Below are 24,404 nucleotides of genomic sequence, written 5' to 3'. Positions count from 1 at the left end.
ATTACCTTAAGTAATATTAAGGAAGTTGCGCATTATATTCAACCTTTAATTTGCTATTTATTGCGTCTGTAACACACATGAAAACCCAGTGATGCATCCACCGAACTCACTGCAAAATATCAAAACCGTAAACAAAACAATACAAAAATCGCACATAAAGTTACAGCTAAGTAAAAAAAATGTTTGTTTTATTTGTGAACAATGATAATAATTTGTGTGTTTTTTAACCACAACAACATGTAAAGGAAACACAATGCGTAAATTAAGTTCACTTACACTTGCTGTACTCACTGGTTTATCTAGCCAGTGTTTCGCTGCTGAAATGGTTGATGTAGACCCAAAGAAAGCAATTGAAGGCAAATATATCGTTGTATTCGATACACCAAAAATAATTAACAACCTCGATGAAAAAGCCATTGCGACCTACATAGATCAACAAGTGAATATGCTTAACAGCAAATACAATGTCACGGTTGAGAAAAAGTTTGGTACTGCGCTAAATGGCGTTTTGGTTGACGCATCCGTTAAGCAAATTCATACCTTACTTAATGATCCGAGCGTTAAATATGTTGAGCAAGATCAAATTGTATCCATCACACCTTTAGTCTCAGCTAAAGCGGATCAAGGCAACGCAATCTGGGGTTTAGACCGAGTTGACCAAACTGATCTACCGCTTAACTCTAATTATCATTACGACTATGATGGCTCAGGTGTCACTGCGTATGTAATTGACACTGGTGTCCTTATCAGTCATAACGAGTTTGGCAATAGAGCAAGTCATGGTTATGACTTTGTTGATAACGACTCAAATGCAACAGATTGTAACGGCCACGGTACGCATGTCGCGGGTACAGTGGGTGGCAGTAGCTACGGCGTTGCAAAAAATGTCAATGTTGTCGGTGTACGAGTTCTTGGATGTAATGGCTCAGGAACTAACTCTGGTGTTATCGCAGGTATCAACTGGGTTAAAAATAATGCATCAGGGCCTTCTGTTGCCAACATGAGTCTAGGAGGCGGCGCATCTCAAGCAACAGATGATGCAGTTAACAATGCCGTAGCAGCAGGTATCAGCTTTGTTGTTGCGGCCGGAAATGACAATAGCAGTGCTTGTAATTACTCCCCAGCTCGCGCTGCCAACGCAATCACGGTCGGTTCAACAACCAGCAGCGATAGCCGTTCTAGTTTTTCAAACTACGGTAACTGCCTCGATATTTACGCACCAGGTTCAAGCATTAAGTCTGCATGGTATAACTCTAACTCCGCAACGAATACAATCAGTGGCACCTCTATGGCATCACCCCATGTTGCTGGCGCTGTTGCATTATACTTAGACCAAAACCCGAGTTTAACGCCATCGCAAATTGACAGTCTACTGGGCCAAAGAAGCTCTAAAAATAAAGTATCTGATGCCAAGTCTGGCTCGCCAAATGAATTGTTGTATACATTGGCGGGTTCTACACCACCTCCTCCACCGCCAGTGGTCATTGAACTTAATAATGGACAATCTGTTTCTGCCAGTGGTGCCAATGGCTCTCAAACGCTCTATAAAATAGCAGTCCCTCAAGGAAGCAGCTCTTTATCTATTAATCTAGCGGGTGGCACAGGCGATGCTGATCTATACACACAAGTAGGCCAAGAGCCAACCCTAACAAGCTACAATTGTCGACCTTATAAGAACGGCAATAGCGAGAGCTGTAGCTTTACAGACCCTTCAGCTGGCGACTGGTATATTTTACTTAACGGATATAGCCAATATGCAAATGCTTCTTTAACTGCTTCATTTGATACACAAGGTGGATGTGGTAGTAACTGTCTTGACAATGGCACACCAATCAACAATATTTCTGGTAGTCAAAATCAAGAGATTTTTTACACCATCGACGTACCTGCAAACGTCACGTTAAATGTCAGCACATCTGGCGGTTCAGGTGATGCCGATCTATATGTTCGGAAAGGCTCTAAACCGACCACAAGCAGTTACGATTGTCGCCCTTATGCAAACGGAAATACTGAAAATTGTAGCCTTAATTCAGGCCAAGGTGGTACTTACCACATTATGCTAAGGGGTTACTCTGCATTTTCGAACTTGACTTTACTCGGTCAATACTAACGAGTGACGCGGTAGAACTATATTAGGGCCAATGAGTTGGCCCTTTTTTGATCATATCAAGCATAACGACTCACCTAAACGTTCAGTCTGCCCCATTCTGAATTACCCCTCACAAATCCAATACTTGTAACTAAATCAAAGTACTAAGTATCTAGTCATACAAGTTGTTTGATAAATGTAAAAACTCGTTATAAAAAAATACAATTTAATACAACTTCATTTTTTATAATACGACCCTAACCCATTACAATAACTTAACACTTCAACAAGTACCCGTTAACGGTATAAATACTCACTCTCAAAATTTAAAGGATATAAATACTATGAAAGCACTAAAGCTATACATACCCATCTTATCTAGTCTACTCGTTGCTTGCTCGTCAGAAGATATTGAAACGGCTAATTTCGGCTCTGATACCTACAAGAATGATTATAACTACGTTAATGCCACGCAATATGAAGTCGCGTTTCACATGGCCAATACAGAGCTAGATGGAGATGAGCGAGATGTGAGTAACGACAAGTATCATGTTGCGACACTCGCACGAGATTCAACACCGGCAAGAATACGTCATGAACACAACACAAACCGCCGTATAAGCTTCTACGCCAAGTCTGTAAATAAATTAGGCATGCTTAGGCAAGAAAAGCTTAAAGTTAACAATAAACAAAACTATCATGTTATTGCTTGGCAAGATGACGCCGAAAAAATTCAAATCAAGTTACTCGAAAAGCAAAAACAAAATAAAGCCGATTTCTTTGCCATTCGCATACTGTCCAATGAAACGCTGACTATCACCATCAATGATGAGGCTATAAATACCAATAAAGGTGAAGTAACAAGTTGGTATTACGTCGACGACTGTAATTCAGACATAATAATAAATGAGAAACCATTAGACCTTTGTGCTATTTCTTTAGACCAATCTTATACATTAGTAATCAACAATAAAGATATTGAAGAAATAATATTAGAAGAATAGCCATAGTATAAAAACTCTAAAAATATATGATTAGAATATTAATTCTAATCATATATACCCATAAAGGGAGCGAGTTATAAATATAAAAAACAAAAAAACGGATTCATTATACAACAAACGGGCATTCACAAAAATTATCATTAATTTAATTATTTCAATTTATTGAATTATTCATTCCCAGTATGACATACAACGTTCAAAGATAAAAATAAAACAACTAAAAATCAACAAGTTAAAATCATTTAAATTAAAAATTTCATATATCCTACATACTCTAATCCCTCATTTAACAACGGCTATAAATTTAGTATTTTTTTGCCATTGACATAATTTAAACATGGACTTAACCTTGTTCCGCTTTCGAAACTTGGGGTTTATAAAACGTAGTATAGATTATCTAACCCCTTACTTAACGTTTCATTATTGGAAACCAATTAAATAAAAAGTATTAATATATTCATTAATAAATAATACAAAGCAGGTTTGATCTAGCTATAAAAAACACGATGCCATTCATTATATAAATGGACGTGTTTTGCTATTTCTCATTGCACACACTTGACACTTACAAGGACAATCATGGATCAGAGTCACATCATTAATGATGAAATCAAAGTTGAAGAGCAGTTAGGCAATATAGTGTTTATTTCACAACAAACTTTATCACTAGAAGCAGTTCAACAATACGCATCAAAGCCACTATCAATTATCAAATTAGATAGCGCTGAGCTGAAAGATAAAATACTGAGTAATAGACAATATTTAGATAACAAGCTAGAAAACAAAGAAGACATTTATGGTGTTACAACAGGATTTGGTAACTCTGCGAGTAATCGAATTTCCCCCAGTTTATCAGAAGACTTGCAACAAAACTTAATTGCATATCACGGCTGTGGTGTCGGTGAGTATTTGTCTGAAGAAGACTGTGCCGCAACATTACTTATTCGCATGAATTGTAATGCAAAAGGCTATTCTGGTGTAAGTTGGCAACTACTTGAACAAATGGAAACGTTTTTAAACCACCGCATTATTCCAGCAATACCTTCAATGGGCTCAGTTGGAGCAAGTGGCGACTTAACACCACTTTCATATATTGGCGCAGCACTTGGCGGTAAAAGAAATGTGTATTATAAAGGCCAAATTCGACCAACTGCTGAGGTATTAGCTGAACTTAACATTGCCCCATATAAATTAAAGCCTAAAGAAGGTTTAGCAATAATGAACGGTACATCGGTCATGTCTGGTGTTGCTGTTAATGCAATTAAAGAAATCAATCAAGCGGTTGATTTTAGCTGCAAACTTATTGCCTTATTTGTTGAGCTGATTGAAGGTCGCACATCACCATTTCACAAACGCGTTCATGAATTAAAACCACATGAAGGGCAACAACGTGTCGCCGCTAAAATTTTAGAAAGGTTAAAAGATCCTGAACAACGTCTTGGTCGTCGTAACCGCACAGATGACAATATTGAGCATGGTAAGAAAGAATCTTTCAGACTACAAGATAGTTACTCTATTCGCTGCTCTCCACAAGTGCTAGGTCCACTTGTCGATGCAACAATTTGGGCTGAGAAAATCATGACAACCGAGATAAACTCGGTAAACGACAACCCATTATTTGACAATGAACAAGACCTTATTTTAAATGCAGGTCATTTCTACGGCGGGCATGTTGCGTCTGTTTGTGATGCTTTAAAGCCCTTGGTCGCAAATATGGGCGCGCTGCTTGAAAGAGAGCTGGGTATTTTAGTCGATGATCGACTCAATGGCGGCATCGCTAATAACTTAGTCGCGACGGAAGATCTTGGCGATAAAGCGTGGATCCACCATGGTTTCAAAGCGATGCAAATTTCTGCATCTGCACTGGTTGCCGAAGCATTAAAGCAAGCAAATCCTGCCTCTGTATTTTCTCGTACAACCGAAGCGCTTAATCAAGATATTGTCAGTATGGGAACTATCGCAGCACGTGATTTAAAACGCATTGTTGAACTTATCAAACCTGTTATTGCAATTCAGGCAATGGCCGTTAGACAAGCCTATTATGTTCATGGTGCAGATAAAAAAGCGCAGGATCTCAACCCTTTATCAAAAGAATTCTTTGACCTACTAAGCAGTAACTTTGAGCCAGTCATTGAAGACCGCCCAATGGACCGTGAAATTGTGAAAATGGTCGACGCATTATTTGGTAAATAACCACTCTAAACAGAAAAGGATGATAAAAATGAGTACTTTAGAATCAATCAGCACCTTCCTGAAACAAGATATTATTGTCGACAGCCTTGAGGTTGTCGACAGTGTTGAAGAAATCGATAGCAATGCGCAATTGGTAGGTGACGGATTAGACCTTGATAGCATCGAAGTTTTAGATTTAGTGGTCTCAGTAGAGAAAAAATACAATTTTAAGTTTAAGGATTTTCCTGAAACGGTTATCCAAGACAAGATGAAAAATATCAATTCATTAAGTCAATTTATCTACGAGCAAACACAAGGGCAATAATTGCCCTTACCCTATTATCTAGCTGGAAGGATCCCATGCAGTCAGTCGATACTATTATCACGCAGCTCAAAGTGATGCTTGTTTCTGATTTAGAAGTATTGCCAGAACAAGCAGCAAATTTGAGTATTTCTCAGAGTTTATTAGAAACCCCGGTATTTCTAGACTCTGTAGACCTAATGCAACTTTATGCACAGTGCAAAAAAACCTTTGCGCTATCAGTAATATCTGAACCAAGTTTTCCTTCTCTTGAACAGCTTGCGACTGCCATTATTGATTCAGCAAAACATCAAGCGTTACCAGTGCAAACAGGTTACTTTTACGATAACCAAAATACACCTCTGTCTGAAGGGAGTGTATTAGATTTAATCGCCTTGGCTGCATATTCCAATATAGATATTAAACCAAATAATGAGTCTGGACACGTGTACGTTAAAGACTCATCACCTTTGGATATTATAAAAACAGTCTGTGTACTGCTGTCTCTTGGTTATACACCTATATTGAGCGCCGCGAAACATGCGCCAAATAACGCCTTTTCATGGCAACAGTTACCCAAAAACCCCTCTAATATAAACCACAACAGGCATCAATTATTGCCATTTCTGCAAATGGAGTTAATCGACAATAACATTGGTTTCGAAACATCTGGCAGTACAGGAACACCACAGCAATGGTTTAAATCCATAAGAGCACTCTTGAATGAAGCGGATACTTTTACTCAGAGCTTTGATTTTTCTGATGTTGACTACATAACGGCTTGTGTCGACCTTCGCCATATGTATGGCTTTGTATGGGGCTTTGCGCTCCCATTAAAACTTAACATACCCGTTCATTATCAGCACAGTAATACACCACAATTGTGCCCTGTTAAGCAGCAAAATAATGCCTGTATTGTCACGCCTACATTATGGGACTTTGCTGCTGAACAACTATGCTCAAAAACCAAGTTGCTCGTCAGTTCAGGTGCCGCATTTGGTGCACAAAGAACGGCAAAACTTGAAGAAATACAAAAAGAAAAACAACTTATATGTCCCGCAATTGAAGTACTTGGAAGCACCGAGACAGGTGCGCTTGGATACCGAACGCTTAAAACGACCTCTCGCTATTTTACGCGTTTTAACGTCGTCAACTTCAAACTAGCAGATAATGGACAGTATCAAATAACGTCTCCCTTTCTCGCGTCTGGACTAACGACGTTTTCATTGCAAGATAAACTCAACTTCATTGATGAGAATACCTTCGAACACCTTGGTCGGTTAGACAAAATATTTAAATACGCTGGTAAACGCGTCTCAATCAAAGCGGTAGAAGATGTTCTAAGTCATGTGTTTAGTGATTTGAATAACAAAGTTTACTTTATCGAAGATACTCGCAACATCAAAGGTGGTGAACTCGTTGCATTCGTAGAAAGCCCCAAACTGTCATTAACCGATTTTGCTGATTTTCAACATCACTTTGTAGATCTCCCGATACCTAAAATTAATTTTATAAAAAGCTTTCCCATTAATGACATGGGCAAAACCACTCTTTCAGCGCTTAAGGAAATGATACATGATTGAGCAAGATAAATCGGCAGTAGTTACCGGGTACGGTGTACTGTGTTCAATTGGTGAAAGTACTTCATCTTTACATCAAGCTATGGTCGCAGGACTGTCCGGAGTTGGTGATATAGAACGATTTTCAACCGATGGATTGGTAAACCGCAAAGGGGCACTCGTTAAACAGGTAGAAAATATCAGTGGCAATCATTTTGAGCACCAAGACTTAGCTACGCACTTTGCCATACAGGCAATTGAAGAAGCCCTAGAGCAAGCACACTTGACGTGTGAGCAGTTAATGAATGTCCGCGTCGCATTGTGTCTTGGTAATGCAAATTGTGGCCAATATTCATTTTTAAATGGTATTAGAAATCACCAACCTGAACGTTGTCAGTTTTTTCCGCCGCACCATATTACCGAATCAGTGAGATCTCACTTCAATATACTGGGCCCAACCATCACATTTACGTCTGCATGTACCGCCAGTAGCAGCGCTATCGCGCATGGCAAACGGTTAATTGAATCTGACGAAGTGGACATTGTCATTGCAGGGGGAACAGACGCACTCGCAGAGCTAGTATATGGAGGATTTCATTCTGTACAATCGCTAAGTAATGATGTGTGCTCTCCTTATGATGATAAAACGGGTCTGAGTTTGGGAGAGGGGGCCGGATTTATAGTATTAGAATCTGCGACACACGCACATAACCGACATGTTGACATTAAATATCGTATTTTGGCGACAGGCTCAAGCCTAGATGGATTTCATGCAACAGCTCCGAACCCAGAAGGTGCTGGCGTAACCCGTTCTTTCAAGCAGGCATTAAAATACTCAGCTATAACGGCAGAGCAACTTGAGTACATCAATAGTCACGGTACTGGCACACCAGCAAATGATGGCTCTGAGCTAAACGGTATTTCCAATGCAATTGGCCAAGAACTCGCTCAACGTGTCCCTATCTCAAGTTCAAAGTCTTATTTCGGGCATACTTTAGGCGCTGCAGGCGCGATTGAGTTTATTTCTTCAGCCGTCGCTATAGACAATGGTTTCCTACCAGCCACCTTAAATGGGGAGAATATCAGGCCCGATTGTCAAGGCTACAACCTTATTATAAATGATGTGAAGCAGCAAAATACCGCACACTTTGCTGTCACCAACTCTGCATTTGGTGGTCACAATACAACGCTCATTGTCAGTAAAAATAATGTCCAGTCACTGCCTGTGCCTACACATCGTGTGTTTATTCTTGGCAGTGCATATTTATCAGACACCACTGTCTTGCAGAGTCAAAGCTCCGAAATTACCTTGCCAAGCCCGTTTGTACTGAAAGATCACTTCCCTAAACTTTTTCAAAGACGCATGACCACTGTTTCACAGTTTGCATTGGGTGCAACAGCCTATGCGCTACAAGACTGTAATCGAACATTTACCGAGTCTGAGTTTGATAGTTTTGGGGCTTATTTCGCTTGTTCTTTAGGTTCTGCGGATGTGCTTGATAAAAATGTAAATACCTTATTCACACAGGGCATTAGTGAACTAAAAAGCACCGTTTTCCCTAATACTGTCGTTAACGCTACTCTTGGTCAACTTGCTATTACATTTGGCTTTAAAGGCAGTGCGACCTGTATTAGTGATCTAGGTAATGACCACCTACAAGCCCTCAACCTTGCCTACGCTCATTTGCGAGAAGGAAGGCAAGCATACGGGGTGGTTTGTAGCGCTGAAGATATTAATACCATCAGCAAAACAGCATTTGAAACAGCACCAATTGAGCCATTAAATCAAGGGGCCTACAGTTGTAGCCTAGTACTTGCCAACGAAACACAATTAACACCGAACGATAACCCTATTGCAGAAGTCATAAAGTGCTTGAATATTACCGATAGCCAAAATGATGTTCATTGCCTCACTCAATTAAATACACTGCAAACACAAGGGGTTACGATTGAAGATATTTACTTAACCGTACTGGACGATAGCCACATACCTCCACTGCTTACTTATTTAGATAAAGCCTTCCCACAAGCGAGAATTACACAAAATAAACCCGCTTCTGTGACCTGTGCAATCGGCCCTTCAATTCACCAAGCGTTGCAAATGAATAAATCGCAATATGCCTTAGTAGTCAGCGTCAATCTTACTGGGGCACTGAGCGCCTGTATTTTAAAAAGTCTAAAAAAATAAGGAAATCACATGACAAGCGTCATAGAAGTTAAATCTTTGCGAAAGGTGTATTCACGGACCAATAAAGTAGCAGTCGATGATGTCTCATTTTCGGTTCAAGAAGGCGAATGTTTTGGTTTACTAGGCCCAAATGGTGCCGGAAAAACAACCACTTTAGAAATTCTTCAAGGTTTGCGTAAGCCGACCTCTGGAGAAATCACTTTATTTGGCTACACATGGCAAAAGCATGAAACACAATTGCGTGGCCTGATGGGAGGTGTCATGCAACACAACAACCTGTACGACAAACTCAAAGTTAAGGAGTGTGTTGAACTGTTTGCAAGCTTCTATCAAAACTATACGCCCATACTGGAATTACTCGAGCGTTTCAATTTGCTCGAGAAAAAAGATGCATGGTTAAGTGAGTTAAGTGGTGGTCAGAAACAACGCGTCTTTTTAGCCATGGCGGTTGTTGGACAACCTCGATTGGTTTTTCTTGATGAGCCGACCACTGGGCTTGATCCGACTAGCCGACAAGACTTCTGGCATATCATCAAAGATTTAAAAGAATCTGGTACCTGCATTTTGATGACAACGCACTATATGGATGAAGCGGAATTCCTATGTGACAACTTAGCCATTATTAATTCAGGGAAAATTATCGAGGCTGGTCGCCCTAACGACATTATCAATCGTACATTCGAAGCGCCCATTATTAAAGAACCACGAAAAGCCACACTCAACGACGTATTTTTAAAGTTAACAGGATCTTCAATTTCAAGGGAAAGTTATGCATAACGCAACTCCAGCTAAACTCTATCCGTTTTGGCAGTTAATGCTAATCAATATAAGGCCGTTCTTTAGAGACAGAGCCGTGCTGCTTTGGACCTTTGGTTTGCCAATTCTAATTGCACTTTTACTGATCCAGGCATTTTCTGGTGGCTCGCATATGACACCAGTTAACGTTGTGGTCATGCATGAAGCAAAAGTTGATGCTGCTTGGTTAAAAGCTATGCGCCAAGATCCGCTGGTGTCTGTGACTTCGCTCAACCAACCTGAATCAGAGGCACTAGAACAAACATTTATTGATGCAGATGTAGAGCAGCCTATTGAGCATCCAAGTGACTTGCTACGCACACTACAAAGCCAATTGCGTCCTCAAGTCTATCTCACGCCAAATTCCATGTTTTCGACACACAATTCTGACGAAACCTTAAAAGCCCGCAATTACCTTATGCACTTAAAGGCAGCTGCACAGGATCAAGAAGTTCATAGTTCAGTGATCAGCATTAAAGGCTACAGATACACGGATTGGTTGATCCCTGGGATCATCGTATTACAAATTCTTGGTCTCGCTTTAGTATCTGTTGCAAATAGCTTGGTATCGGATAGACAGAATGGTTTTTTCAAGCGTATGCGTCTGTCTCCATTTAAGCGCCGGGACTATATCATTGGAATTGTATTAGCTCGACTATTTCTTCTTGTTTTTCAGATGATAATCTTATTTGTAGCCTTTAATTTATTATTCAATTACTCGTTACAAGGCAGCATCATAAATATTGTGGCTGTAATGACACTTGGCTCATTCTGTATTTGTATGTTGGGCGTACTGGTTGGTGCCAGAAGTCAGCGAGTTGAGGTGTCTTCTGGAATATCAAACTTACTCTACTTCCCTTTAATGTTTCTATCGGGTATCTATTTTGATACTGCTAACTTCCCAGACCTCCTTCGCGAAATTGTGTCTTATTTACCAACCACGGCGTTTTTAGATGCGCTGCGATTGGTGGCAAACGAAGGAGCAGATTTAGCAAGTGTTGCGAAGCAGCTATATATTTTAGCCGCCACGAGCATCGTGTTCTTCATAATTGTTTACCTTTGCTTTGATTGGGGAGATGAAAAAGCATGATCACAGATAACTTACCACATAAGGCACCATTCAAATTTGCCGACAAAATTGTTGAATTGACGCCTTCAGTACAAATTGTTGGACTGAAGTTTGTCTCTCACAACGAGCCGGGCCTAGAAGGACACTTCCCTGATCAGCCTATTTTCCCTGGCGTTCTGATCATTGAAACAATGGCTCAGATCAGCGGGTTGTGCTGCGGTACGGGTAAATCTGGTGGCATGCTTTCTTGTATTGAAAAAGCAAAATTCTCTCGGCCAGTACACCCTGGAGACATCATTAAAGTAGTGTCAAATCTTACGACGGAATTTGGCAGTATGGCCAAATTCAAAGCACAGGCTTATGTTGATGATGAACTTGTCGCAAAAGCCGATTTAGTTATTAGTTACGTAAATTAGTAAGGAAACAGACGTGTTTAGTCAGCAAATTGTTTTAATAACCGGTGTATCACGCGGTATAGGTAAAGGTCTTGCGCATTCTTTTTTACAAGAAGGCGCTCAAGTTTACGGAATATGTCGCTCTACAGACCCGATTGATGGCCTGGAAAGTGACCGTTTCACGCAACTTTCAGGTTCAGTAACAGATCAAGCTTTTATTACCTCTGCTATTACCGAAATTATTGCCCGTCATCAAAAAATCGATGTCTTAATCAATAACGCAGGGGTAGCACAAGATGCCCTATTTCAAACAATGTCGTTTGCACAATTTGACCACGTCCTCTCTACTAATTTTTTGGGCACATTGCATTTAACACAAGCAGTTTTGCCGCATATGCAAAAAGCTCAAAAAGGCAAAATTATTAATATGGTATCTCAAAGTGGCGTGAGTGGCAGAGAAGGTCAAGCCAATTATGCGTGCTCCAAAGGCGCTATTATCGGGTTAACACGGACTGTTGCCCGCCAATATGGTAAAGATGGCATTTACTGTAATGCCCTCTCGCCCACTTTTATTAACACCGATATGATTGACCATATACCTCAATCTATTATTGAACCCGTGCTATCGCATACTGCACTTGGCAGAGTAGGAAGTGTACAGGAAATATCCGATGCCACACTATACCTAGCATCTTCTGCTTCAAACTATCAAACTGGTGCCGTTGTGCGTTTAGATGGAGGCCTTGCAGTATGACCTCTCACACATATTTGTATTTTCATGCGAACAATGAATTTGATGCGCACGCAATTGAAACACTTATTGCGCAGCAACACCTCGTGGTACTGATCAACCCAGCAGATAATTTATCTGCCCAGTTCACCCAGTTACCACAATTTAAATTTAACGACACCGTTCAAGTTGAGTTAAGTAATGCATTAAGTGACTTTATTGACCAACGTGCAGAGCAATCTCCTTTGCATGTTATTCATGCCGTAAATAATATTGATGAGCGCGCAGTCACAACAGATACAGCAGCTGGTTTTGCTATTACTCGGCATTTAAATCAAGGCTTTCAAGCTATGAAAGCCTTGGCTGACGGCTTTCGTGTCTACGGTGGAAACTTAGTATTCCTCATGCAGTCAGACACTTTGAATTACCAACACAGTGCAACATCAAGTGTCTGCAATCATGCTCAAAACGCCTTCATGATGACGTTAGCGCGCGAGTATCAGGGCACGGGGTTTACTGCAAACAGTTTCGTTCTACCTATGATGGCCGCAGATACTAAGCAGGCCAAAAAGCGCAAACGTGAATTAAAAGGCGGGGTGCTAGGTGCACGCCCATTAGTCAGCAGTTACCAAGAAATAACACGCTATATCACTGATTTTGTAACGACTAATTCCCTGCTAAATGGTCAATGTATCGCCTTCACACCTTGCTTGGAGATGAAGCTGTGAACAAGGTTGACTTATATTGTTTTCATCATGCTGGTGGTTCGTCTGTGTTATATCGGCAATGGCAAACATTGCTGCCTAATAACTGGACACTTCACGCAGTGGACTTACCGGGACGCGGAATAAAAGCAGGTACTGTACCATTGGATCAGTGGCCTGCTCTATTGGAGTATCTCAATCACGAAGTCGTTCTAAATGAAAATAATAAGTCAGTGTTCTTTGGTCACAGCCTTGGTGCCATGATCGCGTATTACTTGACCTGCGATCAAATTAAAAAGCAGAAAGTACTGCCGTCAGCTTTGTTTCTTTCTGCATGTCGCGCCCCACAACAAAAGCCGCATACGCACTATAGTCAGCTCTGTGACACAGAACTTTATCACGCTTTAATTGAGCATGGTTTACTGCCTAATAGGAAGTTAACTGATGATGTCGCAAAACTCATTACAGACGTATTCAGAAGCGACTTTAAGTTAGCAGAATTCCCGCCTACTGCGACAAAAGATGCGTTATTAACAATGCCCGTGCATATCTTACATGCCAATAAAGACACTGTCGTTCCACATAGGAGCATTGCTTCATGGCCTCAATTTTGCGTTAAACATTGTTTTCACCAGTTCAACGGTGACCATATGTATATTGAGAATCAAAGACATACCGTAATTGACCTACTTCATTCGTTTGAAAATCAACAAATAAACTCAACTCCACCAAATAATAATTACAACGATAAGTGGCCAATGCCGCTTTGCTAACCATTTTAAGAAAGGATTGATAAATGACTCAGCATATATCACAAGTTGAACTACAAACACTAAGCCATCGGCAGCTACATGTGTGGCAAGCGCAGCAACTTGATGCTTTAAACCCTGTCTACAATGTCGCGTGTGCGCTGTCTTTTTGTGGCCAAATTGAGCGTGAACAGTTTAACCAAGCGTTAAAGTTACTGATTGATCGCCACCCTGTCATTCATAGCTCAATTTCGCAAGGGGATGATCATCCACAACTTGCAATTAAAAATGGTTTATTCTCGTTCTTAGATGTGCCCAAAGACTTACGTGAGCAACCTCCTACTCATATCGCCAAGCAGTTAATTGAACAGACAATTGACATTGAAAAAGAAACCTTTCAATTTTATTTATTGAATGACGATAGCCAGCATATACTTGTGATCAAAGGCCACCATATCAATTGCGATCAATGGTCTTTGCAAGTACTCGTCAGTGACTTATTAGCATGCCTAGAATCGGTATTAGACAACTGTGCGCACGATTTATTGGACGTTCAATACAAATATTCATACCAAGATAAGACCTCTGATGTTGATTTAGACCTATTTCCGGTTGAATTTTTTACACCCGATACAATACCAACTGAACATCACTTCGATGGGGTATCAACGCGAGTGGAAAGCTGCGAAGGGCTCGACTGGGTAAAAGAATCAGCGAAGCACTATGGTGTAACCGCGTTTAGTGTCGTGCTCGCAAGTACATTTGCCACCTTATATCACATGACAGGTCAAACCGATTTAACCATTGGTATTCCTATGGCAAGACGTACCAGAAAAACACGCTTGCTACTAGGTCATTACTCTGATGTCGAGCCACTTTCTATTTCTGATATAGATACACTCAGTTTGCCTGAACTTGTACTGAAAGTATCTAGTGGGCTCACACAGTTATTACTGAGTCACGAGCCCAACAGTAACGCGGCAAAATACATAAATGTAACCTGTAATTATCTTGCCAAACTCAAAACAAAAGGTATACGCGCAGACATTACGCCACTTATGATTGGTCGTAAAGGTTATCAAACTCAGCTTGGTCAACAACACGTTATCGTCAAAGGTATTCCGGTCGAACCAAGTATTGCGCAATTTGATATTGAATTCACACACTTTGAAACTTCTGGTGGCTTAGGTCGAAAAATTGTCGCTAATAAAGCAATGTTTACACCTGAAACCTTGTCGCGATTTGGGGATGTGCAATTTCGGTTTTTACAAGCGCTGCAAAGCCAACAACAAGGCTGTATCGCAAGCTTACCAATTCTGACTCAAGCAGAGAAGAATGCGTTACTGAGTCATGGTAATAATGCCGCCGAAAACTACACCGAGATGACTTCTCTTAGCCACACATTCCAGCAACAAGTGAATACTCATCCTGACAATATCGCAATTTTCACTGAGCATACACAACTTAGCTACCAAGAGCTTGAACAGCGCTCAAACCAAGTAGCCAACCTTATTAATGCCCGCTTTGAGCATCTCGGGCAGACGCCCGCTCAGGCACACATTGCGCTTTATATGGAGCCGAGCGTTGATATGCTAGTTGCCATTTTAGCGATTGTTAAAGTGGGCGCTGTATACATCCCATTGTCTCCGGATCATGCCAGTACTCGTACTGATTTCATTCTACAAGATACTGCACCTGCCCTACTCATCATCGATAGTGAGTTGCACCAAGAAGTTCAGCAAAAAATTGAACTGCTTAATATAACAACGCAATTAATTGAAGTTGATGCAGCTATGGAATGTAGTCAGTGTTTCGCTGAATCTGGGCCACAAAGCCAAGATATTGCCTACATCATATACACCTCGGGAACCACAGGAAAACCAAAAGGCGTCATGCAAACACATCATAACGTCCTTAGGTTGTTCACCTCTACAGCACAGAACTTTCAATTTACTCATTCAGATCGGTGGGTACTTTACCACGCTTATACATTCGACTTTAGCGTCTGGGAGATGTGGGGCGCACTGCTCCATGGGGGGGCCTTATTCATTCCTAAAAAGTCACAGATCAGAGATTTTGCCGCATTTGCTAAAACATGCTCACAACAAAAAATATCGGTATTAAACCAAACACCGAGTGCTTTTTATGAATTTAGCAATCAAGCTATTGAGCAATCGTTAGACTTTAGTGCATTACGGTTCGTTATTTTTGGCGGTGACAAACTCAACTCTGAAATGCTCCTGCCTTGGTGGCAACACTATGGCGACAATCACCCTTTGCTCATCAACATGTATGGTATTACAGAAACGACCGTGCACGTAACTTACAAAGAGCTCACAGTACACAGCAACACCAAAGCATCCTTTATTGGCCGTCCTATTAGTGATATGACTGCTTATGTACTCAACTCACACATGCAGCAAACCGAGGTCGGTGCTCTAGGTGAACTCTATGTTGGGGGAGCTGGGTTAGCACGTGGGTATTTAAATCGCGATGACCTCTCAACTGAGCGCTTTATCTCAAATCCATTTGCAACTGCTGATGAACAAAGTATTGGCTACAACCGTCTCTATAAAACAGGTGATGTTGTTAGGCAACTGCCACAGGGTGAACTTGAATACATCGGCCGAAATGATGGCCAAGTAAAGATACGCGGGTATCGAATAGAATTGGGAGAAATAGAAAGTATTTTAAGCCAACATGCAAGTGTTGACCAGGCTGTCGTTATTGATAGACAAGAGCAAGCCTCTAAGTACTTAGCCGCGTATGTTAAGAAATCCGCAAATAAAGAGATATCAACCTCAGAGCTGCGCACATATTTAGTCGCAAACTTACCTGATTATATGTGCCCAAAAACCATTACAGAGTTAGATGAAATTCCCTTAACCAGTAACGGTAAAATTGACCGTAAAGCACTGCCTTTGCCAACCTTCGAAAGTGATAGTCAATACTGTGAGCCTACATCAGAGCTTGAGCAAATCTTATGTAATGCGTTCGCATCGTTATTGGGTCGAGAGAAAGTCGGCGTCAAAGACGACTTTTTCAATATCGGTGGTGATTCAATTCTCACCATTCAACTTGTCGCGCAACTCAGAAAGCAGTCAATTGAGTTACAAGTGAAAGATATTTTTGAATGTACTTGCGCACAAACATTAGCACTGAGAATAATCGATTTAAAAGAAAACCAACGACATATAGTAACAGAAACAGGTGCGCTAACAGGATCCTTTTCACTCCTTCCGATCCAGTCGTGGTTCTTTAATTTAGCGTTAGAGAATCCAAATTACTGGAACCAATGCTTTAGTGTACTCGTCCCTAAGTCAGTGAGTTATGATGCACTATCACATGCCCTTGAACAGCTAAGTACGCAGCATGATATGCTGCGCTGTCGCTTTGATACTGAAAATCACCAACAGCAATATGTGCTAGAAACTGGTATGGCCGAACTGCTTAGCATTGATACGACTGCACTCAGTGAAGATACGCTCATTGCACAATTAAATGACTACCAAGCCAACTTTAACTTAACCGACGGTCCCTTGTGGCAAGCCATATTATTAACTGATGACTCACAGACCTTCAACCGTGTTTTCTTTGCTGTACATCATTTACTTATTGACGCTGTCTCATGGCGCATCATTGCGCAAGACTTACAAAGTCTGTTACAAGAACAACCACTCATTGAGAAAAGAAGCAGCTATCGTCAATGGGTAAATGCGATGTCTAACTATGCTCAATTACATGCTGATGAACAGCAGTTTTGGTTGGATACGTTAAGCCATGCCCCACAATTACCAGACAAAGCCCATGAAAAGCAAACTCAATGGCTTGAATTTGATAACCAATTCACTGACCAACTTTTGACATCAGCGAACAAAGGATTCAACACCAATATCGAAGAATTGTTACTCAGTGCTCTGGCTATAAGTCTTGGCACGTCATTACAACAATCTAGCCCAATTATTACGCTAGAAAGCCACGGCCGAGAGTTATGGTGTGATGACTTAGATATCAATAACACCGTTGGATGGTTTACAAGCTTGTATCCTTTAAAGCTCAATACTGCCACGACTATCAACCAGACCATTATTCAAGTTAAAGAGGCATTAAGAAAAGTGCCTAACAAAGGTGTGGGCTTTGGGGCCCATCATGCTCATAACCCTCAATGGCAGCTTCCCCCTTTGAGCTTTAATTATCTTGGTCAGCTATCAAACGCAACGCAATCTGAGTGGCAAATTGATGGATCACTGCAAACAAGTACGGTGGATCACCGCAATACCAATCATTTATTGCTAGACATTAATGCCCTTATTCAAGATAAGAAACTGCGGATCAAAATTGACGCTCAATTACCGCCTGAGACCGCGTTTAATTTTAAAAAGGCGCTTCAAGAAGCAATCAAACGTGTCGTTCAAGTCGCCTTAGAGACAGCGCAAAAAGGCACGGTGACCACTCCCAGTGACTTTGATGTCAAAGGTTTGAGTGTCGACCACCTTACCCAATTAAAGAATAAAGTGATATCAGCAGCACCTAAAGCAAAAACTCCTAAAACAACCAAAAACCAGCAGTTAGAGATCTAAATTATGTTGAACTTATGCCAATTACTAGCAAAGGATAATGTCGCAGTTTGGGCCAATGGCGACAAAGTACAAATAGCACACTCAGATGCTGGCGTGAGCCCGCAGTGGATTGAATGGTTAACAGAAAACAAAAGTACGTTACTACAGTTTTTAAATGATAAACGTATCTTTAATGAATCAGATTTTGAACAAGCTTTAGACAACGAACTTGCTTCTGATAGCGAAATAAAAGGAATTTACCCTGCTAATAGCATGCAAAAAGGGTTTATATATCATCACTTAGTACAACCTGATGATGATGCTTATCGAGTCCAATTAATCATAGATTACAACCAATCTCTCGATTTAGATTTATATAAAGAAGCATGGATCCTTGCCTCTATGCGTTATCCTGCATTGCGCGTGTCATTTGACTGGGAAAATGACATATTACAAGTAATTAAAGGGGGAGCAGGCTTCACTGACGGTCATTTCTCATTCCTTGATTGGTCCAATCAAACGGTTCAACAGCAACAACAACAGCTTGAAGACATTATAAAATCAGATAGGCATACCCCTTTTGATCTCAGTCAATCTGGCTTAATGCGTTTTAAGATAATAAAGCGCGGCGCGCAACACTTTACATTATTAAAAACAGAGCACCATAGTATTAGTGATGGTTGGAGTTTTCCTGTACTACTGCAAACTGTGCACAAGAATTACCAATTACTGTCTCAACAAAAACCTGCAGTTGTCATTGAGGAAACAGCATATGAAGCAACTCAGCGCCATTATGCACAGCAAACACTGACAGATAACACATATTGGAAAACTCAGAAACAGCAATTTGAACATGCAAATGACTTGAATCGCATGTTAAGTACCCATATCGATTTATCTAAGTCAGTGGCTTTGACCAATGCTGGAAGCTGCGAGCTCAAACTGCCTTCGGATTTACACAGTGCACTCAAAAAACTTGCGCAACAGCAAGGTCTCACTCTCAATGTGCTTATGCAATTTGCTTGGCATAAAATTATTCAATTATATTGTCAAGATACACAAACAATTGTGGGCACAACCGTGTCTGGGCGCGAGTTACCGATTGATGAGATCCACTCAAGCGTTGGATTGTATATCAATACATTACCGCTAGCACTGAACTGGTCTCAGTCAAAGTCTATTGGCGACTTACTGACTGAGCTAAAGCACGCTATTGCTCAAATGAACAGCCATAGTGGGGTAGCCTTGTCTGAATTACAAGACCCTGGTTCTCGGCTATTCCACAGCTTATTTGTCTTTGAGAATTACCCTACCCCAACAGGCACTGATGTTTTAGCTTGGTCATTTAATAAAATGATCGAAAAAGTGGACTACCCACTTACAATCAGCGTGGTAGAGCAGCAAGATGTGTTACTACTAAAACTGAGCTTTTGCCAAAGCTGGCTTACTCAAGTTAAAGCTAACCGTATTTTACAACAAATGGAAAAAGTACTGGTTGCGACAACACAAGATTTAAATCAATCACATAACGACATTGTATTTCTAGATGAAGCTGAGTCACAACGCCTATTAATTGACCATAACAACACGCCATCAGTAAATTTAAAAACAACGGTTCACCATATGGTGTGGCAAAATGCGCAGCGCTATCCCGACGATATTGCACTGCAAGATGACTCTAATACGTTAACCTATGCACAGCTCGACCAACGTGCTGACACGCTCGCTTCACACATACAAGCTGAACAAGCACGCAGTGACAACCCGAGTCGGTTTATTGGTATTTTTGCAACACGCTCTATTGACATGGTTGTCAGTATGCTTGCTATATTAAAAGCAGGTTATGCCTATGCGCCACTCAACCCAGAGTATCCAGATCAGCGGATCAGCTATATATTGGATGATACACAGTGCACATTGGTATTGACCCAATCTGATTTACAACTGCGTTTTGAACGCCTTAATAAAGCCTTTAGCTGTAATACCGTTCCCATTGACAAAGTGCAGTTGTTTGAGCAATCAAGATGCCAAATTGCCACAACAAGCAGCGTTGATGACGCGTATATTATTTATACCTCTGGCACCACTGGAGAACCAAAAGGCGTGGTCGTACCGCATAGAGCAATTGTCTCACTTGTTGAATCGACTGACGTGATTAATGCGACTCGTGATGACGTATACTTGCATATGTCGAACCCAAATTTTGACGCTGCCACATTTGAAGTATGGGCGCCTCTCGTACAAGGGGCAAAGCTTGTTGTAGCACCTGCCCACTGTGGTGCTGAACCGGATCAAATTGCCACACTTTTACAGAAAAATGCCATCTCCATACTGTGGTTGACCCGAACATTATTCGATTCATTATATGTACAAAAAAATAACATCTATGATGGGTTGAAATGTGTAATTTCTGGCGGCGAAACCTTAACCCCACACATAGTAAAAGACATTATTGCCCGCGATAACCGCCCAACCCGATTAATTAACGCGTATGGGCCAACCGAAAGTACCACCTTTGCAACGTTCTACAATTGCGCTGATTTTACCGGTTCAGTACCCATTGGTCAGCCAATCAACCAACGAAAAGTATATCTATTAGATGATAACCTCACGCCAGTTCCAACAGGCGTTGCTGGTGAACTCTATATCAGTGGAGCTGGCTTAGCCAAGGGCTATCTCAATAAGCCTGAGCTCACTGCTGAGCGCTTCATAGATAACCCTTTTGCAAGTGCATCGGATATCGAAAATGGGTATGACAAGCTATACAAAACTGGTGATCTCGTTCGTTGGACCTTTAGAGGCGAACTTGAGTATATTGGCCGCAACGACCATCAAATTAAGTTGCGCGGTTTCCGCATTGAGTTACCTGAGATTGAAACGGTTCTCACAGATCAAACTGAAATAAAGCAAGGGGTTGTTACTGTTTTCGAACAAGCGGGTAACAAGCAACTACTGGCTTACTTTATTCGCAATGAAAAAGAAGCTTTTTGCGAAGTCCAATTACGTGAAAAACTCGCATTAGCGCTGCCTGACTATATGATACCGACCTATTTCATGGAAGTAGAACACTTACCCATGAATAACAACGGTAAAATTGATTTCAAATCTTTGCCACAGCCGAGTATTACCGCGAGCGATAATTACGTCGAGGCAACAAGTGAACTTGAACAACAGCTTTGTCAGATATGGCAACAAGTACTGGGGATCGAAAAAGTCGGCGTTCGAGATGACTTTTTCCGCATCGGCGGAGATTCAATAGTTTCAATTCAATTAGTCAGTGCACTACGCCAAGCTGGGCATGTGCTTCAAGTAAAAGACATCATCGAAGCGCCCACCATTGCTGAGCAAGCTTATTTATTACAAACCCAGCAAAGCCATGAAGTTACTATCATGACAGAGCAAGGGCTACTTGAAGGTGAGTTTGAATTACTCCCGATTCAAAATTGGTTTTTTGACAATTTGCCCCCTAACCCAAACCACTGGAACCAAGCATTCACGCTCAATGTGTCCACGACGTATACGCATCAACACATCCAGCAAGCACTCGCGCAACTCAACCAGCAGCACGACATGCTGCGGTGTACTTTCGAGACAAACTCAAACAACACTGTGCAACGCTATCAAGCAGATCACATGGCACCCACACTCATACATATCAATGCCAGCGATCTCAGCACTGGCGATGAGGGTATCCATGCCACATTAACCGAATTACAAAGCCAGTTTGATTTACACCAAGGACCTCTTTGGTGTGCCGCATTGATCACCCATGAATCCAGCAAGCATAACCGCTTATTCTTAGCCTTTCATCACAGCATCATCGACGTTGTCTCATGGCGTGTAATTAGTGAAGACTTACAAACATTACTTAAAAATGAAACCTTAGCTGATAAGGGCACAAGTTATCGTCAGTGGGTAAACGCAGTCCAAGATTATGCGACTCACAATCAAGCGCAACTAAAATATTGGCAGCAAGTACAAAGTGACTTCTCGCCTCTCGAAAGTTCGTCCGACGCGCAACAATACACCATCCAATTAGCGCAAAGTGATACCGATAAGTTACTACGTGAAGCAAATACTGGCTTAAATACTGAAATAAACGATTTGTTATTGTCATCATTGGCAATTGCACTCAAAGCCACATTTGGCGAAAGTACAAACCACATTCAACTTGAAGGGCATGGACGAGAGCTTATCGACCCTCAACTTGATGTCAGTAGAACTGTTGGCTGGTTTACAACCACATACCCGGTGCGGTTAGATGTTGCTGAAAACACCATTGATACGATTGTGCATACCAAAGAAAACTTACGCCAAATACCTGATAAAGGCATTGGTTTTGGTAGCTTTTGCCTCACACAACAGATGCAAGCAATCACACCACAGGTATGCTTTAACTATCTTGGTCAATTAAACAATAACAGCACAGAAGGTGAGTGGCATTTAAGTGATCAAAACGTCGGTTACGTCATGACACAAGAAAATGCGCAGGCTAATAGCCCATTGCTATTAAACATCAATGGCGCCGTAAGGAATGGTCAATTGGATTTCTCGGTCGTATCAAAGCTCGATCAGAATCACACCTTAGCGTTTTTAGAACATTTTAAGTCTGCGTTACATCAAGTTATTGATACTGCATGTAAACAAGCACAGATCTGTACCTTGAATACACCGGCTGATTATGGGGTAAAAGATCTCTCTTGGCAGCACTTGCAAAGCCTACAAGCTAAATACGATATTCAAACAATTTACCCTGCGAATAGTCTGCAACAAGGCTTTATTTATCATAGTGTCAACTACCCTAACGATGATGCTTACCGTGTTCAGTTGGTTATGGACATAAAACAAACACTGAATGTCGAATTGTTTATTAAAGCTTGGCATTACACCTCACAGCAATTCCCTATTTTAAGAACTGCTTTCGATTGGCAAGAGACGTTACTGCAAATTGTCACTAAACAGCCAAGTATTGACCACAATAACTTTGAAGTCATTGATTTAAGCCATTTAGACCGTAACAGTATCGAACGAGAAATAACCCAGCTACAACAGCAGGATCGCCAAATTGGGTTCAATTTACAGCAGCCTGGATTGATACGCTTTAAGCTCATTAAGCAACAAGCCAATCATTTCACATTAATCAAAACAGAACATCACAGTATCAACGATGGTTGGAGTGGGCCGATGTTGTTACAAGCGGTGTCGCAACATTACCGACAACTGCTAGATGGCAATATCCCTAACGTAACAGAGCAATTAACCTATTTGAATGCACAGGCATATTACCTAAAGCATGCGGATAGATCACAGTCATTCTGGCAGCAAGAAAAACAACGATTTGGCAATGCCAATGCCATTAACGCATTACTCGATAATACCATCGATTTTAATATTAATCGGACTCTGGAACAGGTTGAGTGCGTTGAACTGCAACTGCAAGGTGAACCGCTGCAGCAATTACAAAGTGTGTGTCAACAACAAGGGGTAACATTAAACGCGGCCTTACAATTTGCATGGCACAAACTCATTGCAATTTATAGTGCAGATGAGCAAACGATTGTTGGTACAACCGTCTCAGGTCGAGAAATTCCAGTACAAGGGATAGAGCAAGCTGTGGGGTTGTTCATCAACACCTTACCTTTGGCAATTGATTGGCCTGCCGATGCCAGCTGTAGAGACATACTCAAACAAATACAAAAGCGTGTTGCGTCACTTAATAGCCACAGCGACGTATCTTTATCTCGCTTACAAAATAATGGAGAACGCTTATTTCATTCTCTATTCGTATTTGAAAACTACCCGGCACCTGAGACAACTGGCGCTTGGCACTTTAGAGAGTCAATCGAAAAAGGGGATTACCCCTTATCCGTTGTTGCACAACAAGAAGGCGATTCACTGTCGTTCAAAATGCACTTCAATCCCAACTGGTTAACCACAGTTAGGGCCAATGACTTACTGAATGAATTAAGTCTGATCTTATCAAAGCTATGTGCAAACCCTGAACAGCCTCACTCTCAGCTTGCTACGCAAACACTCAAACAGCAATCATTACTACAAAGCTGGAATAACACTGAGCGAGCGTTCGATGCC

Annotated in this window: 14 protein-coding genes; all 14 read left to right on the top strand. The window is 41.2% G+C overall.

From position 1 onward, the window contains the following. Positions 1-253 precede the first annotated feature (253 nt). Positions 254-2,110, top strand: a complete 1,857-nt coding sequence (locus J8L98_RS19520) for a S8 family peptidase (protein ID WP_210997806.1) — start codon at positions 254-256, stop codon at positions 2,108-2,110. Positions 2,111-2,433: 323 nt separating this feature from the next. After that, complete coding sequence (locus J8L98_RS19515) at positions 2,434-3,093, top strand: hypothetical protein (protein ID WP_210997805.1); 660 nt, start codon at positions 2,434-2,436, stop codon at positions 3,091-3,093. A 579-nt stretch (positions 3,094-3,672) separates the two neighbouring features. Continuing rightward, complete coding sequence (locus J8L98_RS19510) at positions 3,673-5,286, top strand: aromatic amino acid ammonia-lyase (protein WP_192509587.1); 1,614 nt, start codon at positions 3,673-3,675, stop codon at positions 5,284-5,286. A 28-nt stretch (positions 5,287-5,314) separates the two neighbouring features. Further along, positions 5,315-5,590: a phosphopantetheine-binding protein gene (locus tag J8L98_RS19505; RefSeq protein WP_192509586.1), complete on the top strand. Its 276-nt coding sequence runs from the start codon at positions 5,315-5,317 to the stop codon at positions 5,588-5,590. Positions 5,591-5,625: 35 nt separating this feature from the next. Continuing rightward, positions 5,626-7,149 (top strand): AMP-binding protein, encoded by a 1,524-nt coding sequence (locus J8L98_RS19500; protein ID WP_192509585.1) that lies wholly within the window; start codon positions 5,626-5,628, stop codon positions 7,147-7,149. Continuing rightward, entirely contained in the window at positions 7,142-9,313 is a 2,172-nt protein-coding gene (locus J8L98_RS19495) for a beta-ketoacyl-[acyl-carrier-protein] synthase family protein (RefSeq protein WP_210997804.1), read from the top strand. The genes J8L98_RS19500 and J8L98_RS19495 overlap by 8 nt, the downstream gene beginning before the upstream one ends. A gap of 9 nt (positions 9,314-9,322) precedes the next feature. Then, a complete protein-coding gene (locus J8L98_RS19490) occupies positions 9,323-10,090 on the top strand; it encodes an ABC transporter ATP-binding protein (RefSeq protein ID WP_192509583.1) in 768 nt (255 codons plus the stop codon). Continuing rightward, a complete protein-coding gene (locus J8L98_RS19485) occupies positions 10,083-11,198 on the top strand; it encodes an ABC transporter permease (RefSeq protein ID WP_192509582.1) in 1,116 nt (371 codons plus the stop codon). The genes J8L98_RS19490 and J8L98_RS19485 overlap by 8 nt, the downstream gene beginning before the upstream one ends. Continuing rightward, the gene (fabZ, locus tag J8L98_RS19480) at positions 11,195-11,593 is read left to right on the top strand and encodes a 3-hydroxyacyl-ACP dehydratase FabZ (RefSeq protein WP_192509581.1); all 399 of its coding nucleotides are present in this window, start codon (positions 11,195-11,197) and stop codon (positions 11,591-11,593) included. The genes J8L98_RS19485 and fabZ overlap by 4 nt, the downstream gene beginning before the upstream one ends. A 13-nt stretch (positions 11,594-11,606) precedes the next feature. Further along, on the top strand, positions 11,607-12,326 hold the full coding sequence (locus J8L98_RS19475; RefSeq protein ID WP_210997803.1) for an SDR family oxidoreductase: 720 nt from the start codon (positions 11,607-11,609) through the stop codon (positions 12,324-12,326). After that, complete coding sequence (locus J8L98_RS19470) at positions 12,323-13,030, top strand: hypothetical protein (protein WP_210997802.1); 708 nt, start codon at positions 12,323-12,325, stop codon at positions 13,028-13,030. The genes J8L98_RS19475 and J8L98_RS19470 overlap by 4 nt, the downstream gene beginning before the upstream one ends. Further along, positions 13,027-13,779 (top strand): alpha/beta fold hydrolase, encoded by a 753-nt coding sequence (locus J8L98_RS19465; protein ID WP_210997801.1) that lies wholly within the window; start codon positions 13,027-13,029, stop codon positions 13,777-13,779. The genes J8L98_RS19470 and J8L98_RS19465 overlap by 4 nt, the downstream gene beginning before the upstream one ends. 23 nt (positions 13,780-13,802) lie before the next feature. After that, positions 13,803-18,335, top strand: a complete 4,533-nt coding sequence (locus J8L98_RS19460) for a non-ribosomal peptide synthetase (protein WP_210997800.1) — start codon at positions 13,803-13,805, stop codon at positions 18,333-18,335. A gap of 3 nt (positions 18,336-18,338) precedes the next feature. Continuing rightward, positions 18,339-24,404, top strand: a 6,066-nt coding sequence (locus tag J8L98_RS19455; protein WP_210997799.1) for a non-ribosomal peptide synthetase, incomplete at its 3' end; no start/stop codon positions are given.

It is taken from the genome of Pseudoalteromonas sp. MMG013 (assembly GCF_018100885.1).
Taxonomy (GTDB): Bacteria; Pseudomonadota; Gammaproteobacteria; order Enterobacterales; family Alteromonadaceae; genus Pseudoalteromonas; species Pseudoalteromonas aurantia.
The sequence above is the reverse complement of the archived record's forward strand: the minus strand, read 5'-3'. Positions and strand labels throughout refer to the sequence as shown.